Source organism: Acidithiobacillus caldus ATCC 51756 (genome assembly GCF_000175575.2).
GTDB classification, from domain to species: Bacteria; Pseudomonadota; Gammaproteobacteria; order Acidithiobacillales; family Acidithiobacillaceae; genus Acidithiobacillus_A; species Acidithiobacillus_A caldus.
In genome coordinates this window covers 255014-270689 of sequence record NZ_CP005986.1, presented here as the reverse complement: position 1 = coordinate 270689, position 15676 = coordinate 255014, and the positions used below count along the sequence as shown (strand labels likewise).

The window sequence follows — 15676 nt, the reverse complement described above, 5'->3', positions numbered from 1 at the left end:
ATTTTGCGGCACTATGAAATTGTTTTTCTGGTCCACCCCGACCAGAGCGAGCTGGTTCCCCAGATGATCGAGCGCTATCGCGGCATGATCGAAGGCGACGGCGGCACCATTCACCGCCTGGAAGACTGGGGTCGGCGCCAGCTGGCCTATCCCATCAAGAAGGCCCACAAGGCCCACTACATCCTCATGAATGTGGAATGCTCTGCCGCCGCCCTGGCGGAACTGGAAGACGCCTTCCGCTTCAGCGACGCAGTGCTGCGTCACCTGATCCTGGCACGGGATGAGGCCATCACCCAGCCCTCCTTCCTCGCCCGGGACGAAAACGACCGACGCGAGCGCAGCGAGAGTCAGGAAGAATTGCAGACAGCCGCTGGCGAATAAGGCCGCCGTCGGAGCACCATCAGTCAAGGAGTTCACATCATGGCATTTCAGCAAAGAGATCGGGACCGGGATCGGGATGGCGATGATCGCCGCGGTGGCGGGGGCTTCTCCCGGCGGCGCAAGTTCTGCCGCTTCAAGGCCGAGGGCGTCAAGGAAATCGATTACAAAGATCTCAAGACGCTACAGGCCTTCATCGGTGAAACGGGCAAGATCGTGCCCAGCCGCATCACCGGCACCAGCACGCTGTACCAACGGCAGCTAGCGACGGCCATCAAGCGGGCCCGCTTCCTGGCGCTCCTGCCTTACGTCGTGCGCTGAGCTCGGGTTGCCGCGAAGGTGAACAGGGCAGACCAGTCTTCGGGTTTCCTGGGCTGGTTCCTCAGTGGTCGCTGGCAGGCCAGCGCCGCCATCGTCCTCCTGTTTGCGCTGGCGCGGTTGCTGCCGGTGCTTGCCCTGCCGCTCCTGATCAACGTCGTCGCCCTATTGGCGCTGGTGACCATGCAGGCGGGGCGCAAGGAAAGCCTGGAAGTACTGGCCATAGCCACCATCGGCGTGGGCATAGTCACCTGGAGTCCGGCCTTTGCCGTGGCCTTCGTTCTCCTCGCCTGGCTTCCCGGTCGCCTCATCGGTGAAGGGCTGCTGTGGCGTGAAGACTGGCGTGGCCTGCTCTGGGCACTGGCGGTCCTGGGTCTACTGAGCCTCCTCGTGACGCTCTGGGTCCTACCCGGTGCCGCGGGCCCGGAATATTGGCAAAGCCAGCTGGCAACGCTCCTGAAGCCCCTGGCGGAGCGCCTGAGCACACAGCAGAAAGAGGCTATCGATCTGGTGGTCCCCTTCACGCCCGGAGTCGTATCCCTCGGGGTAGTGCTCATGGGGACCGTAGCCGGGGTTCTCGCCAGCCGCTGGCGTGAACGGCTGCAGGGCGATCTACGCGTACAGCGGCCTTTCTCGACTCTGGTTCTGCCTTCCTGGTGGATCTGGCCGTTCCTGCTCAGCACCGCCGCCAGTCTGGTGCTGACGGGACTTGGCCTGTGGTGGGCAGAGAATCTGACGCTCTTCCTGAGCGCCTTCTACCTGCTTCAGGGCCTGAGCCTGGTACATCTGTGGTTTGTGCTGCGCAGCTGGCCGGCTTGGGGGCTGGTGCTATTCTATCTGGGCCTGATCCTCCTGTCGCAGCTGGCCTTGCCGGTGATGCTGCTGGGTATTCTGGACCGTTTTTTTTCCTGGCATGGGCGCCTGCGCCCGCCGGGACCGTAATCCGAGAATCGGGGCCGGGCTCATACCGGTTCCGTGCATAAACTTTAGAGGGAAGTCCACATGAAAGTCATACTGTTGGAACGTATCAACAAGCTCGGTCGTCTGGGTGACGTCGTCGAGGTACGCCCCGGCTACGGGCGTAACTTCCTGGTCCCTCAGGGTAAGGCCGTCCTGGCCACACCCAGCAACCTCGCGAGTTTTGCCGAGCGCAAGGCCGCTCTGGAAGCGGCCGAACAGGAACGTCTACAGGCGGCACAGGCGCGCGCCGCCGCCCTCGCTGATGTGGCCGTGCGTATTGCCCTGCAGGCTGGTGAAGATGGCCGCCTCTTCGGCTCCGTCAGCCACCACGACATCGCCCGGCTGCTGGGCGAGATGGGCCATCCGGTGAGCCACAGTGAGGTGCGCTTGGCCGATGGCCCCATCAAGCGCGTTGGCGAGCACACGGCCCGCCTCCACCTCCACCCCGAGGTCGAGCTGGACATCCACGTGGTGGTGGAACGCGCCTGAACCCGGGATCCCGGGCATGGACTATCCCTTTGCCCTGCAGGATGGCGGTGCCATCAAGGCCCTGCCCTATTCGTTAGAGGCAGAGCAGTCGGTCATCGGCGGCCTGCTCATCGATCCCGAAAGCTGGGATCGCATCGCCGACCTGCTGAGCCCGGAGGACTTCTATCAGAAACGCCACCAGGTGCTCTATCGTTGCATCGGGCAGATGCTCCTGGAGCAGAAGCCCCTGGATGCCATCACCTTGGCCGAGTACCTGCAGGATCACGAGCTTCTGGCGGAGGCTGGCGGCGTCGCCTACGTGGTGGAATTGGCCAATGCCACCCCTTCGGCGGCCAACGTGCCTGCCTACGCCAGCATCGTGCGCGATCGCGCCATCCTGCGCGCACTCATCCATGCCGGGCGGGAAATTGCCGATCTGGCCTACCGACCCGAGGGACGGGATGCCCAGACCCTGCTGGAGGAGGCCGAGCGGCGGATATTTGAACTGGCCCAGGGCCAGAAGCGGGACGCGGTAGCCTTCACCCGCATCAAGGATGCGCTACCCCGGGTCATCGATCGTATCGAGGCCAACGCCCGCGAGCGCAAGACCGTCACCGGTTTGCCCACCGGCTTTGCCGATCTGGACGAGAAAACCTCTGGCCTGCACCCCGGCCAGTTGGTCATAGTGGCCGGGCGACCCAGTATGGGCAAGACCGCCTTCGCCATGAACATTGCCGAACACGTGGCCTGCTCCGAGGGCCTGCCGGTAGCGGTATTCAGCATGGAAATGCCGACGGAGGAGATCGTGCTGCGGGCGCTTTCCTCGCGTGGGCGGGTGGATCAGCACCGCCTGCGCAACGGCAGCCTCGGTAACGACGACTGGCCCCGCATTGCCATGGCCATCGGCGAGCTCGGTAAAGCTCCCCTGTTCACGGACGACTCCGCTGCCCTGACACCCGGTGAACTGCGCTCCCGCGCCCGCCGCCTCAAGCGCGAGCAAGATCTGCGTCTCATCATCGTCGACTATCTGCAGCTCATGCAGGTGCCGGGACGCTCCGACAATCGGGTGGCGGAAATCTCGGAAATCAGCCGCTCTCTGAAGGCGCTCGCCAAGGAGCTCCAGGTACCCGTCATCGCCCTCTCCCAGCTCAACCGCAGCCTCGAGAACCGCACCGAGAAGCGCCCGCAAATGTCGGATCTGCGCGAGTCCGGCGCCATCGAGCAAGACGCCGATCTCATCCTCTTCCTCTACCGCGATGAGGTCTACAACAAGGACAACGAAGAGGTCAAAGGCATCGCCGAAGTCATCATCGGCAAGCAACGTAACGGCCCCATCGGCACCGTGCGCATGAGTTTCTTCGGCGAGTACACCCGCTTCGAGAACTACGCCCCCCCCGGGGATTACGCTTAGCGAGGTACCTCGCACCTCGTCCAACCGTCTCGGCACCCCACCCCATTGTCTCGGCTTGACAGAATACGGCTTTGTACTACTTTTACCTGCAGGCACAGCATTACAGCAAATGCTGAAGCCACCACCCCAATCATTGATGGAGAGAAGCATGAAGATTCGCATCCTTGCTTTGGCCCTCACCGCCATGGGTCTCAGCCCTCTGGCCCAGGCGCAATCGGACAATCCCATTGTGGCAGCCAATAACGAGATCGGCATCGCAGCCACCGGCACCTTGATGAACTACCAGGAGCACATCTCTCCAGCGCCCACCTATGGCTCCGATATCGAGTCCGGTTGGATGCCTGGCTTTGCGGTGCATCTGAGTGGCATGAACGACAAACTCACTCAAAACCTCTACTTCGCAATAAACTACTACTCCTCAGGTGGCATTGCCTACCATGGATCTACACCCGCAGAGCACTTGAACACGACGGACAATGCCACGACAAATCGCGTGATCGCCCGACTGGGCAAGGGGTTTTTCCTTTCCTCCAACGCGATGCTGACGCCCTACGTCGCTGGCGGTTATCAGAATTGGGATCGTCGTCTGCAAGGTCCTGGCGGCTATGATGAACATTACCACTCCGGTCTCGTCGGCCTCGGCGCTCTATTCCAATATGCGGTGACACCACGTTTCGTGGTTGGGGTAGACGGCCAGTTTTTGGCGGTCGTTGGTGGTGGCATCGACGTCCCCGGTACGGTGACTAGCAGTGGACCATATACCGTCTCAGACACCGGTTTCAGCGGTGGGTTTGGCACTAGCGGCCAGGAACGCATTAAAATCAGTGCAGACTACGCTCTGAGCCGAAACTGGCATATCTTCGGCGGTCTGAATTTTACCCACTTCACGTACACCGGCACCAAAGAGTATCCGTCTCTCGAGACCATCAATTATCAGGGAACGCCCATAGTGCAAATCCCCGGCACGGTCCGGGAACCCCCCTCCTCCACGAACCTATTTGGTATGGAATTGGGTTTGGCCTACCGTTTTTAACTCCGTCGTTGGTACCGTGCCAAGTCCCGGCGCGGTGTCTCCCGTGCTTTTCCGCCGTGGTCGGCTTAAACTGGCCACATGACCCGCCCCGTCCGCGCCTGTATCTCCGCTTCCGCCTTGGCCCACAACGTCGCTGTGGCGCGGGCGCGGATGCCCGGGGCGAAGCTCATGGCGGCCGTCAAAGCCAATGCCTATGGCCATGGCCTCGCGGTCTGTGCGCCGGAGCTTGCCCGTGCCGGGGTGGAGGGCTTTGCCGTCGCCAGCATGGAGGAGGCCGAGCAGCTTTATGACCTGGCCCTGGGGCCGTCGGCCTGCCTTTTGGCCGGGCCCTTTGCGCCCGGAGAGATCCCCCTGGCCGCGGCCCGCGGCCATATCCTGGTCATCCACCGTGCCGCGCAGCTTGCCTGGTTGCAAGAACAACGCTGGAATCGGCCCTTGTCCATCTGGATCAAATTCGATTCGGGCATGCATCGCCTGGGCTTCGCCCCGAGCGCTCTGGGCCCGGTGTTCGAGGCCTTGGCCGCCGTGCAAAGCCCTTTGCGCATCCTGGGCCTGATGAGCCATCTCGCCCGCAGCGACACCCCCAATGACCCCCACAACACCCGGCAAATTCGTGAATTCCGCGCCGCCATCGGCCAATGGGGCGAGCGGACCCTGGGCGAGCACTCCCTGGCCAACTCCGGAGCCGTCCTCGCCCTGGGCGAAGCGCGCTTTCCGTGGATGCGTCCTGGCCTCATGCTCTACGGACTATCCCCTTTTCCGGGGCAGACCGGTCGCGACCTCGGTCTTCGCCCGGTGCTCTCCTGGCAGGCGCAGATCATCGCCACCCGTCGCCTCGCGCCGGGCGAATGGCTGGGCTACGGCGCCGCTTACCAAGCCCCCCACGAACAGCGGGTGGGCGTGGTGGCCTGCGGTTATGGCGATGGCTTTGATCGGCACCTGGGGCAGGGAGCGCCGGTGTGGATTGGATCGCAACGCAGCCAAACCCTGGGGCGGGTGAGCATGGATCTCCTCTTTGTGGACCTGCAAGACAGCGACGCCCAGGAAGGCGACTGGGTGACCCTCATGGGTGTTGGAGCCGAGCCTTTGGAGTCCCTGGCCGAGCGGCTGGGCACCATCCCCTATGAGCTGGGCACCCGTATCCAGGCCCGGGTTCCGCGAGTGCTCGTCCCGTGAGTCGCGACAAGGCCCTTTTCGTCTGCCAGGAATGCGGGGGCACGAGTCCCAAGTGGCTGGGACGCTGTCCCGACTGCGGCGCCTGGAACAGCCTGGTCGAACAACGCTCAGAGCGGTCCCAGGTCCGCGCTGGTAGCTCGGCCTATGCCGTGGCCAGCAGCCCCGAATACCTCAACGCCATCGCCGTCGATGCCACCACTCGCCAACACACGGGGCTCGGAGAATTGGACCGGGTGCTGGGTGGCGGCTTGGTGGCGGGTGCCGCCATCCTCCTCGGTGGTGAACCGGGGATCGGCAAATCCACCCTCATGCTGCAAATCGCCGAGGGCTTGAGCCGCAGCCAGCGGGTACTGTATGTCACGGGGGAGGAATCGTCCGCGCAGGTCGCGCTGCGGGCGCGCCGTTTGCGGGTCCAGGCCGAGACCATCCGCGTGGTGGCCGAGAATCGCTGGGAGCTCATCGCCGATATTCTGGAGGCCGAAAAACCGTCGGTGGTCCTGGTGGATTCCATTCAAACCCTCTACAGCGATAGCCTGCAATCCGCCCCGGGATCCGTCGCCCAGGTGCGCGAATGCGCCGCGCGCCTGGTACGCCACGCCAAGGCAACGGGGGCCAGTGTCTTTCTCGTGGGCCACGTGACCAAGGAAGGCGCCATCGCCGGTCCCAGAGTGCTGGAGCACATGGTGGACACCGTCCTCTATTTCGAGGGTGAGGCCGGCAGCCCCTACCGCCTGATCCGGGCCATCAAGAACCGCTTCGGTGCCGCCAACGAACTGGGGGTCTTCGAGATGCAGGAAAAGGGGCTACAGGAGGTCCGCAATCCCTCCCGCCTTTTCCTTTCCCAACACGAGCGACCCGTGCCCGGGAGCGTGGTGCTGGCCACCCAAGAGGGCACGCGGCCCCTCTTGGTGGAGGTTCAGGCCCTGGTCACGCCCAGTCCCCTGGCCAACCCCCGACGGGTGGCCATTGGTCTCGATCCCAACCGCCTCTCCCTGCTCCTCGCCATTCTCCATCGCCACGGGGGCAGTTTTTTCTTCGATCAGGATGTCTTCGTCAACATCGCCGGCGGGATTCGGGTGGACGAACCCGCCGCCGACCTTGCCGTGGCCATGGCCCTGCTGGGCAGCTTTCGCAATCGGTCCTTGTCCGACGGCACCGTCGTCTTTGGCGAATTGGGTCTGGCGGGGGAGGTGCGGCCGGTGGCGGCGACGGATACGCGCCTAGCCGAGGCGGCCAAGTTGGGTTTTTCCCGCGCCATTTTGCCGCGCGGCGAGCATCCGCGGCTGGCCGGATTCACGACCTTGCCCTGCGCGCGCTTTCAGGACGCCGTCGACGCCGCTTTTACTGGCTGATCACGCTCCGGGCATGGGGACCTTGCAGCGGGCGCTGACGGTGGGTTATGGTGACTCGGTCCGATCCCGGTCGGATCACACTATCTGCTTATATATCATGTAGGTAGAGAGTTCTCATTCGCACCGATACTCAAGTGGAGGGCTTCATGAAGCACAGGATTTCGACGCAGCATTCCCAGCGCGCAGCACACGGTACGAGTCGGATCGGTGGTCTGATCCTTGCGGCCGGCACCTGCCTGCTATTGGCCAACGGCGCCTTTGCCGCCCCAACCCCCCAGCTGAGCCCCGCCCAGCTCCACGATTTTGCCGGCGCCGTCAAAGAGTTGCAGGGTCTGAACAACCAGGTGCACCAGGAGGCCATGAATCCCAAGCTGACCCCGGCGCAAAAGGAAAAGCTCAAGAACGAGTACATGGCCAAAACCAACGCCATCCTAGCCCAGCACCACTTGACGGCGCAGCGTTATACCGAGCTTCTGCAGGAGACCCAGCGGGATCCCGCCTTTGCCAAGGAAGTGGAAGGCGCCATGCACTGAGCAGGTACCATCGGCCGCTGCGCTTTGCACGCGCCGGCTGAGCGCTTGCCAACCCTACCCCAGCGGTAGGGTTTTTTGTCGCAACTTGTCACTACTGCGAAGATGTGGCACTCGCAGTGCGAATGGCATCCAGCAGGGCGTCGGACAAGCGCCGGTGTTGCCGCTCCAGTTCTGCCACCCGCTGCATCCAATGCCGGGCATCCGTGTCGGCAAAGGCGGCGATGGCCTCGTGATAGTCGCGATATACCGCGAGAATCCGCTGAGCGTCCGCATCGGGTAGGCGACAGATATCCCGATAGGTGGGACAATTCTGGGGGTCCCGCAGGGACGGCAGATCGAGGATGGTCCAGGATTGACGCAGTGCCTTGCGCAAGACCGCGTGCTCGCTCATCTGTTCGGCATAGATCCCCAGAAGACTGCGCGGGCCCGACTGGCGCAGGGGTTCGCAGCCCGAGACCAGGAAGTTACGCAGAGCGTCCAGGGGCATGGGGCGGGCGATGGCATAACCTTGCAGATAGCGCACCCCCGCCACCGCCACCGCATCGCGAATGGCAGCCGTCTCCACACCTTCCGCCACCAGCTCCACATTCAGACTGGAACTGAGTTCCAGCAGGGCCTCGACGAAGTGGAGATCGCCGGGCCGCTCCTCCAGACCACGGACAAAGGACTGATCCAGCTTGATCTTGTCGATGGGCAGTTCCTTGAGGCGGAGCAGCGAAGAGTAGCCGCTACCGATATCGTCCAGGGCGAGCCGGACGCCGATGGCTTTGAGATCGAGAAGATGGTCCTGCGCTAGACGCCGATCCAGAAAGTCACCACTCTCCAGGAGCTCAAAGACGATCCGCTGGGGTGCGATCCGTTGACCCTGCAGCATCTGTTGCACACATTTGAGGCAGGTGATGCCGATGAGTTGGGGATCGAGATTCACCGACACCCAGAGCTCCGGATCCAGATCGTCCAGAGCCGTCAGGGCCGTCAAAGACTGCTCAAGGATCTGGTTGGTCAGATCGAAGATATCGGTTTCCTGAAGCTGGGGCAGGAATTCACCGGGTGCGAGGACCGAACCGTCGTCGCCGCGCAGGCGGGCCAGGGCCTCGATCCCCACGACTCGGCCGGACTGCTGATCCCAGACGGGCTGAAACCAGGCCTCGACGCCCTGGGTCCGAAAGCGTTCTCGCAAGGGATAGAGCCGCCTCGCGCTCTGCGGCGGCTCCCAGAAGGACCAGGGACGCAAACGCTGTCCTTTTTGCTGCTTGGCGGCGAACAGGGCCTGATCCGCCTCCCGCAGCAACTCATCGAGGTTCCCCTGGGCGGAGAAGGGATAGATGCTCACCCCCATGCTGACACCGATCTGCACTTCGACCCCATCGCGCAATCGATAGGGCTGACACAGGGCGCGCTGCAGCTTGTCCAGGATGGGTTCGAGCTCATCCAGCTGGCGCAGGTCCTCCAGCATCAGCACGAACTCGTCCCCCACAAGGCGGGCGATGGCATCGCTGCGCCGCAAATGATCGCGCAGTCGTTGAGCCACCAGCACCAGGAGGGCATCTCCCTGATCGTGACCGTAGCGATCGTTGATGGGTTTGAAGTCGTCCAGATCCAGCATCACCACGGCCAGGAGACGCTCTTGCGCATCGGCACGGCGCTGCGCGCGCAGCAGTTCCTCGTCCAGCGCTCGGCGATTGAGCAGATCCGTCAGGGGATCGTGGCGCGCCAGACGCTCCAGAGTGGCTTCCCGCGCCTTGTGGTAACTGATATCGAAGAAATGCCCGATGTAATGGCTGACCTGCCCGTTACCGTCCTGCACCGCAGTAATGCTCAGAAACTCCGGATAGACCTCGCCATTCTTGCGCCGGTTCCAGATCTCTCCCTGCCAGGCCCCTTCCCGCTCGATCTCCCGCCACATGGCCTCGTAGAAATCCGCGTCTTGGTTGCCCGATTGCAAGATAGCTGGGGTCAGCCCACGAACCTCCTCCAGGGTATACCCGGTCACCCGGGTGAAGGCCTGGTTGACCTTTACGATGCGACGCTGGGCATCGGTAATCAGGATGCCTTCCTGCGTCTCGAAGGCCTGCGCCGACAGGCGCAGTTCCTGTTCGGTGCGGCGCGACAGGGTCACGTCCCGCTGCACCGAAACGAAGTGGGTGATGTGCCCCTGCGCATCGCGTACCGGGCTGATGTTCAGGGCGTTCCAGAACGGCGTACCATCCTGCCGGTAATTGAGGATATCGCCGTGAAACACCCTGCCCTCGGCCAAGGCATCGTGCAGACTCTGACGCGTGGCGGGATCGGTATCCGGCCCCTGCAGGAAGCGGCAGTTCTTGCCCAGGATTTCCGCAAGTTCGTAGCCGCTCAGGCGCAGAAAGGCGGGGTTGGCGTACACCACCCGTTGCTCGGCATCGGTCAGCAGCACGCCCTCGTCGATGGCTCGCAGGGCCGCCGCGAAGCAACGATCCCGCCCATCGCGCTCTTCCTGAAAAAGCACGTCGGCAATCACTGCAGCGATGCTTTCCAACAGACGCACCTGCTCGCGATTTGGGGCCCGCTCCGTAAAGCTCGATAGGGCAAAAGTCCCAAGGACATTGCCGTAGCTATTGCGGATGGGAGTGGACCAGCACGCCAGAAGGGTGAACTCTTCGGCCAGATCCCGAAGCCCCGCCCAACGTGGATCGCGCAAGGTCTGGCTGACAAAGACGGAGTCGTTGCACAGCACCGCATTGCCACAGGAACCGCTCTCCGGACCCGGGCGCAGCCCATCCAGTCGCTCGCGCGCTGCTTCCGGCACCGACGGTGCGGCAAAGAGGCGCAGAACCCCCTCACCGTCCAGCAGCATGACCGACGCGAGCGCTCCCTCCGTCAATCTCTCGGCTAGGAGACAAAGACTTTCTACGAGATCACGGGCACCATCCAGAGCCGTACCCGACTGGTCTTGCACTACAGAATCTAAAATAGCTTCCCACTCCCTCACAGGGGCCCAGACCACCAGCCCCCGTACTCACACTTCGGCGATTCGACAACGAACTCGCCGCTCAGGCGGGCACGTAGGGTGCCACGCCGAAGGTCTCGAACACGGTATCGATGGCTTGATGCTGCGCTCCGTGGACCACGGCATCGAAGATGTCCTGATCCGTCCAGCCCAAACGACGCAATCGCTCCACTTCCTTTGCGCCCACGCTATGCGGATCATGCACCGCTTTAAGGACATAGTCCAGAAGGGCATTTTCCCGATCCTCCAATGGACCCTGCGCTGGATTCTGACGTGCATTGGCAATGGCGGATTTACTGAATCCGGCATTGAGGAGCAGGGCTTCGTTGAAACCGATGCAGAACTGGCAGTTTCCCTCCTCCGAGAGGATATACCGCAACAAGGCAAAGAAATTGGCGGACAAATGTGGGTGCTGAGCGAAATATCCCAGATTCTGCCATTGACTGCGCAGCAAGGCTGGACTCACCCCAAAAAGCTGCAAGCCTTCGGGAACACCACCAAAAGCGTTTTGTATCTCGACATAAATCTGCGCAAGGTCACCTTGTGCCTGTTCCGGCGGAGTGAGTTTCAGATCCATTGCCTTTTGCTCCTTTTGCATGTCAGGTTATTAGGACAAAACGGGCTGAAGGCCAGCTGCGGCCACCCGTATTTTCATCATACCGACCGATCGGTATTTAGTCAAAGAGCGACAGATCTCCAGCGCTCACTCAAGCATCGGTCCACTCCAATCCCTTGATGCCAGCATTGCCGTTTTCGTCTAGGATGAATCTATCGGTCGTACACTATACGCTCACGCCAAGCTCCTCCAGGAACGCCAGCCCCACGTCGAACAGCATGGGCTTGGCTTCAAACTGGAAAAGCTGCAGACCGCTCTGGAAGAGGTACGCAAGGAAGTGGACGCACGCAAGGCAAAGGAAGGAGCACCGCAATGAAAGCCCTCATGAACCGGCCCGACGATATCGTTCGTGAAGCCCTGGAAGGTATGGCGCTGGCCCACGCCGATCTGATTCGCGTGGAGCAGGACCCGCGCTACGTCCTGCGTGCAGACGCCCCGGTGCCGGGCAAGGTCGCCCTGGTATCCGGCGGTGGTTCCGGGCACGAGCCCATGCACGGGGGCTTCGTAGGCTCTGGCATGCTGGACGCCGCCTGCCCCGGCGAAGTCTTCACGAGCCCAACGCCGGATCAGATCTTTGCCGCCGGTCAGGCCGTGCATGGCGGCGCGGGGGTGCTGCTCATCGTCAAGAACTACACCGGCGATGTGCTCAACTTCCAGATGGCCGCAGAGCTTCTGGCCGACTCCGGCATCCCCTCCGAAACGGTACTCCTGGACGACGATGTTGCCGTCACCAACTCCCTCTACACGGCTGGCCGCCGTGGTGTGGGTGCCACGGTGCTGGCGGAAAAGATCTGCGGCGCTGCCGCAGCCGCCGGCCTCCCGCTGGCGGAGGTCGCGCGCATTGGCCGCGAGGTCAATGCTGGGGCGCGCTCCATGGGTCTGGCTCTCAGTCCCTGCACCAACCCCCAGGCCGGACAACCCAGCTTTACCCTCAAGGACGTTGAGGTGGAGTTTGGCATTGGCATTCACGGCGAGCCCGGGCGCAGCCGCATTCCCATGGCATCGGCGGATGAGCTCACGAAGCTTCTGCTCAAGCCCATTCTCGAAGATCTGCCCTACACCCGAGGCGACGAAGTCTTGCTCTTCGTCGATAGCCTGGGTGCCACCCCCCTGCTGGAGCTCTACGTGGTCCATCGCGCGGCGGAGCGGATTGCCCGAGATGCAGGACTGCAGGTGAGTCGCCGCCTCGTGGGCCCTTTCATGACCAGCCTGGACATGGCTGGCGTCGCCATCACCCTTTTGCGTCTGACCCCGGAGTTGCGGCGCTTCTGGGATGCCCCCGTGCGCACGCCCGCTCTGTGTTGGGGGAGCCCCGCATGAAAGATCTGGCGGCACTAGAGAACTGGCTGCGCTGTATCGAAGCGCGCCTCGCTCAGGAGAAGGACGACCTCAACGCCCTGGATGCCGCCATCGGCGATGCCGACCACGGCAGCAATCTCTTCCGAGGCTTCCACAAGGTGTGGGAAAAACTGGAGGCGACCCCGCCCGCCGATTTACCCGCCCTTTTCAAACTCGTCGGCATGACCCTCATCGGCACCGTCGGTGGCGCCTCTGGCCCCTTGTACGGGACCTTTTTTCTGGAGGCGGGCAAAACCCTGCCCGCCGGTAGCCAGACGTTGGACGATGCCGGCCTTGCCGCCGCCCTGGCAGCGGGTCTTGCCGGCCTGCAGCGCCTAGGCAAGGCCGAAAAAGGGGATAAGACCATGGTCGATGCGCTACTCCCCGCCATCGACACCCTGCAGTCAAACGCCGATCTGCAAAAGGCCGCAGAAGCCGCGCGCCAAGGACTTGCGGCGACCATTCCCCTGATCGCCCGCAAGGGGCGCGCCAGTTATCTCGGTGAGCGCTCCCGCGGCCACGCCGATCCCGGAGCCGCCTCCGCCAGCCTGATTCTGGAATGCCTGGCCGGTGACGACACCAGCACCTCCTGAGGGAGCAGTAGCATCCCCGCAGCAAGGCAACGTCGCCCTGCTCCTGGTCGGCCACAGCCGGGCAATGGCCGACGCCCTGCTCGCGCTTCTGAGACAGGTGGCGCCAGACCTCAGGGTGGCCGTCGCCGCTGGTGCCGGGGAGGACGGTAGCGAGCTCGGCACCGATGCCACCGCCATCCTGAGCGCACTGGAGGATCTTGGCGATGCGGCAGGAGTCCTGATCCTCCTCGATCTCGGCAGTGCCCTACTGAGCGCGCAGACTGCGCTTTCGCTGCTGGACACCCCGCAGCGCGTGCCGGTGCGCATCTGTCCGGCTCCCTATGTGGAGGGAGCCCTCGCCGCCGCCGTCGCAGCCGGCGGTGGTGCGAGCCTCGACGACGTCTGCCGGGCTGCCCGGGGCGCTCTGGAGAGCAAACGGGATGCCTTGGCCGAAGCGCCTCGCGCGGGATCGGTCGGTGCGGACGACGCAACCCCACAATACGGAGAGGCTTCAGCAAAGCCTGACGACGATGGCCTGCACAGTGTAGAGGCGCTCGACCTGCAGAGCATCGAGGTCACCCTCACCGATCCTGCGGGTCTGCATCTACGCCCTGCGGCCGCCTTGCTGCGTCTGGCACAGCAAGCACCCGGTGCGTTTTTCGTGAGTATCGACGGCGGCGCTACACGCCTGCCACTGGACAGCCTCAGCCGCCTGTTGCGCCTGGATCGGCGTCAAGGACAAAAGCTTTGGCTCTACGCTATCCAAAATCCCCAGGCCACGGCGCAGTTGGAGGAGATGGCGAAACTGCTCACGTCGGCCCCCGCCGCGGTCACGATCGCAAGCAGCCCGCGTGCCGGTGCCGCAATAACGCGCGACGATGTCTCGGAATCGCACCAGGTCGCCTCCCACGCCACACCACGTCCGGCGGTGCCCGGACTGGCCATGGGCCCCGTGCACATCCTGCGCCGGGCCCGGAAAGCGCAGCCCGAAACCCAGCAAAAAGGCGATCCGCAGGCGGAGCTCAGGAGAATACAGGGGGCCTGGCAAAAGGTTCTGGAGGACACATCAGCCGATGAGATCCTCGCAGCACAGAGTCTCTTTCTGCAAGACCCGGCTCTCACTCAGGGGGTGCAACGGCGGATCCTGGTGGAGCACCTCAGTGCGGCCGAGGCCTGGGTGGCTGCGGTGCAGGGCCTGCGCAACGATCTCGAAGCCATTCAGGATCCCACCCTGCGCGCCCGTCTCAGCGACCTCGACGACCTCTCCGCTCGGGTCCTGGAAGCCTTGGGCGTGCTGGGCGATTGGCAGTTGCCTACATCCGGGGCCTGCATCCTCCTGGCGGAAGATCTCCCCCCCTCGGTCGCCCGCCGGCTTTCGCACGGCGGAACACTGGGGGTGCTGGATCGCCGGGGAGGGCCGCAGTCGCATGCCGCCGTCCTGCTGCGCGCCGCCAATATTCCCTACCTCGTGGGTATTGGCCACGCCCCCATCGCCGAAGGCCAGATGGTCGCCATGGACGCAGGCGCTGGCCGTTATTGGCTCGACCCCACTGCAGAGGAGCAGGAGGCCTTTGCCAAGCGAATCGTGGCATCCGCCGCCGCCACGGTCCCCCCCCAACCGATTACCAGCCTCCCCCTGGCAGACGGCAGCCAGGTGGAATTCTGGGCCAATGTCGGTAACGTCGCCGAGGCCAAGGCCGCCGCGAGCCTGGGAGTCGCCGGTATCGGTCTGCTGCGCAGCGAGATGCTCTTTCTGGGCGCCACCGAAGCGCCGACAGAAGTCGAGCAGATAGAGCGCATTCAGGAACTCTTGCAGGCCGCCGGCCAGCGGCCCGTCATCCTGCGCGTGCTCGATGCCGGTGCCGACAAATCCTTTCCTTTCCTGAGGCTCGGCGCCGAGCCCAATCCGGCCCTGGGTCTGCGGGGCATCCGGGTATTGGAACGTCGGCCCGAGTTTTTCCGCAGCCAAGAGCGTGCCCTCCTGCGCGCTGGGGTGGGCTNCGCCCTNCGCCTGCTGCTGCCCNTGGTCNCCNTNCCTCTTAAAAGGGGCCCGTNCCCGGCAGCTTCTGGAGCGCCTGCACGCGGAACTCTCCGCAGAAAAGATTCCACACCTGTGGCCCGTGTCCCTGGGGATCATGGTCGAGGTCCCCGCCGCGGCACTTAAAATACAGGACTTCGTCCCCCTCGCAGACTTCTTTTCCGTAGGGAGCAACGACCTTGGCCAATACACCTGGGCCGTGGATCGCGAGCAAGGAGATCTCGGCGAAATCGAAGCAAGTGGTCGCGCCGCCCTACTGGACCTCTGCGCTCTGGTCGCACAACAAAAGCAAAGGCCGGTTTCCGTCTGTGGCGAAGCCGCCGCCGATCCCTCCATGGCCCGCGCCTTCATCGCCCGGGGTATCCGCCGCCTGTCCATGGCGCCGGCGCTGATCCCTGCACTGGCTCGCGCTCTGCGTGAGAGCGATATCCACAGCGTCTGAACGACACAACATCGTCAGCCTGCGGCCGTAGTGTGCTATGATCCGTAACAATCGA

General features: G+C 63.5%; 15 protein-coding genes. 13 read left to right on the top strand and 2 right to left on the bottom strand.

All coding sequences use genetic code 11. The annotated features are described in order from the left end of the window. Window positions 1-3 precede the first annotated feature (3 nt). The 9 genes from rpsF to ACAty_RS01335 all read left to right on the top strand — a co-directional run bounded on the left by rpsF (window position 4) and on the right by ACAty_RS01335 (window position 7629). Complete coding sequence (rpsF, locus tag ACAty_RS01375) at window positions 4-381, top strand: 30S ribosomal protein S6 (RefSeq protein ID WP_004870223.1); 378 nt, start codon at window positions 4-6, stop codon at window positions 379-381. 39 nt (window positions 382-420) lie between these two features. Continuing rightward, complete coding sequence (rpsR, locus tag ACAty_RS15140) at window positions 421-699, top strand: 30S ribosomal protein S18 (RefSeq protein WP_004870220.1); 279 nt, start codon at window positions 421-423, stop codon at window positions 697-699. A gap of 18 nt (window positions 700-717) precedes the next feature. Then, window positions 718-1638, top strand: a complete 921-nt coding sequence (locus ACAty_RS01365; protein ID WP_004870218.1) for a DUF2232 domain-containing protein — start codon at window positions 718-720, stop codon at window positions 1636-1638. 60 nt (window positions 1639-1698) lie between these two features. Continuing rightward, complete coding sequence (gene rplI / locus ACAty_RS01360) at window positions 1699-2145, top strand: 50S ribosomal protein L9 (RefSeq protein ID WP_004870216.1); 447 nt, start codon at window positions 1699-1701, stop codon at window positions 2143-2145. Between the two features lie 16 nt (window positions 2146-2161). Continuing rightward, complete coding sequence (gene dnaB, locus ACAty_RS01355; RefSeq protein ID WP_004870213.1) at window positions 2162-3535, top strand: replicative DNA helicase; 1374 nt, start codon at window positions 2162-2164, stop codon at window positions 3533-3535. A gap of 148 nt (window positions 3536-3683) precedes the next feature. Beyond that, window positions 3684-4568, top strand: a complete 885-nt coding sequence (locus ACAty_RS01350) for a hypothetical protein (RefSeq protein WP_004870211.1) — start codon at window positions 3684-3686, stop codon at window positions 4566-4568. Window positions 4569-4646: 78 nt separating this feature from the next. Then, window positions 4647-5744 (top strand): alanine racemase, encoded by a 1098-nt coding sequence (alr, locus tag ACAty_RS01345; RefSeq protein WP_004870208.1) that lies wholly within the window; start codon window positions 4647-4649, stop codon window positions 5742-5744. Beyond that, on the top strand, window positions 5741-7096 hold the full coding sequence (radA, locus tag ACAty_RS01340) for a DNA repair protein RadA (protein WP_014002191.1): 1356 nt from the start codon (window positions 5741-5743) through the stop codon (window positions 7094-7096). The genes alr and radA overlap by 4 nt, the downstream gene beginning before the upstream one ends. Window positions 7097-7242: 146 nt before the next feature. Next, the gene (locus ACAty_RS01335; RefSeq protein ID WP_004867361.1) at window positions 7243-7629 is read left to right on the top strand and encodes a DUF4168 domain-containing protein; all 387 of its coding nucleotides are present in this window, start codon (window positions 7243-7245) and stop codon (window positions 7627-7629) included. 91 nt (window positions 7630-7720) lie between these two features. Here the strand turns inward: ACAty_RS01335 and ACAty_RS01330 are convergent, their stop codons facing one another. Together ACAty_RS01330 and ACAty_RS01325 are read right to left on the bottom strand one after the other, a co-directional pair. After that, window positions 7721-10564 carry a bifunctional diguanylate cyclase/phosphodiesterase gene (locus ACAty_RS01330; RefSeq protein ID WP_238323807.1) on the bottom strand — a complete coding sequence of 948 codons (2844 nt, stop codon included), beginning with the start codon at window positions 10562-10564 and terminating at the stop codon, window positions 7721-7723. A gap of 94 nt (window positions 10565-10658) precedes the next feature. After that, window positions 10659-11192, bottom strand: a complete 534-nt coding sequence (locus ACAty_RS01325) for a carboxymuconolactone decarboxylase family protein (protein WP_004867367.1) — start codon at window positions 11190-11192, stop codon at window positions 10659-10661. A gap of 351 nt (window positions 11193-11543) precedes the next feature. Between ACAty_RS01325 and dhaK the strand changes: the two genes are divergently transcribed. The 4 genes from dhaK to ACAty_RS16605 all read left to right on the top strand — a co-directional run bounded on the left by dhaK (window position 11544) and on the right by ACAty_RS16605 (window position 15621). Further along, window positions 11544-12551, top strand: coding sequence for a dihydroxyacetone kinase subunit DhaK (dhaK, locus tag ACAty_RS01320; protein WP_004867373.1), 1008 nt, complete (start codon window positions 11544-11546; stop codon window positions 12549-12551). Next, the gene (dhaL, locus tag ACAty_RS01315) at window positions 12548-13162 is read left to right on the top strand and encodes a dihydroxyacetone kinase subunit DhaL (protein WP_004867375.1); all 615 of its coding nucleotides are present in this window, start codon (window positions 12548-12550) and stop codon (window positions 13160-13162) included. The genes dhaK and dhaL overlap by 4 nt, the downstream gene beginning before the upstream one ends. Further along, window positions 13140-15305 (top strand): putative PEP-binding protein, encoded by a 2166-nt coding sequence (locus ACAty_RS01310; RefSeq protein WP_153801794.1) that lies wholly within the window; start codon window positions 13140-13142, stop codon window positions 15303-15305. Before dhaL ends, ACAty_RS01310 begins: the two co-directional genes overlap by 23 nt. Then, window positions 15208-15621 carry a putative PEP-binding protein gene (locus tag ACAty_RS16605; RefSeq protein WP_272945200.1) on the top strand — a complete coding sequence of 138 codons (414 nt, stop codon included), beginning with the start codon at window positions 15208-15210 and terminating at the stop codon, window positions 15619-15621. The genes ACAty_RS01310 and ACAty_RS16605 overlap by 98 nt, the downstream gene beginning before the upstream one ends. Window positions 15622-15676: the final 55 nt, after the last annotated feature.

Excerpts from the sequence above, each read along its gene's own strand:
- rpsR (WP_004870220.1), top strand. The coding sequence starts at position 421 with ATGGCATTTCAGCAAAGAGATCGGGACCGGGATCGGGATGGCGATGAT.
- rplI (WP_004870216.1), top strand. The coding sequence starts at position 1,699 with ATGAAAGTCATACTGTTGGAACGTATCAACAAGCTCGGTCGTCTGGGT.
- dnaB (WP_004870213.1), top strand. The coding sequence starts at position 2,162 with ATGGACTATCCCTTTGCCCTGCAGGATGGCGGTGCCATCAAGGCCCTG.
- ACAty_RS01350 (WP_004870211.1), top strand. The coding sequence starts at position 3,684 with ATGAAGATTCGCATCCTTGCTTTGGCCCTCACCGCCATGGGTCTCAGC.
- alr (WP_004870208.1), top strand. The coding sequence starts at position 4,647 with ATGACCCGCCCCGTCCGCGCCTGTATCTCCGCTTCCGCCTTGGCCCAC.
- ACAty_RS01335 (WP_004867361.1), top strand. The coding sequence starts at position 7,243 with ATGAAGCACAGGATTTCGACGCAGCATTCCCAGCGCGCAGCACACGGT.
- ACAty_RS01325 (WP_004867367.1), bottom strand. The coding sequence starts at position 11,192 with ATGGATCTGAAACTCACTCCGCCGGAACAGGCACAAGGTGACCTTGCG.
- dhaK (WP_004867373.1), top strand. The coding sequence starts at position 11,544 with ATGAAAGCCCTCATGAACCGGCCCGACGATATCGTTCGTGAAGCCCTG.
- dhaL (WP_004867375.1), top strand. The coding sequence starts at position 12,548 with ATGAAAGATCTGGCGGCACTAGAGAACTGGCTGCGCTGTATCGAAGCG.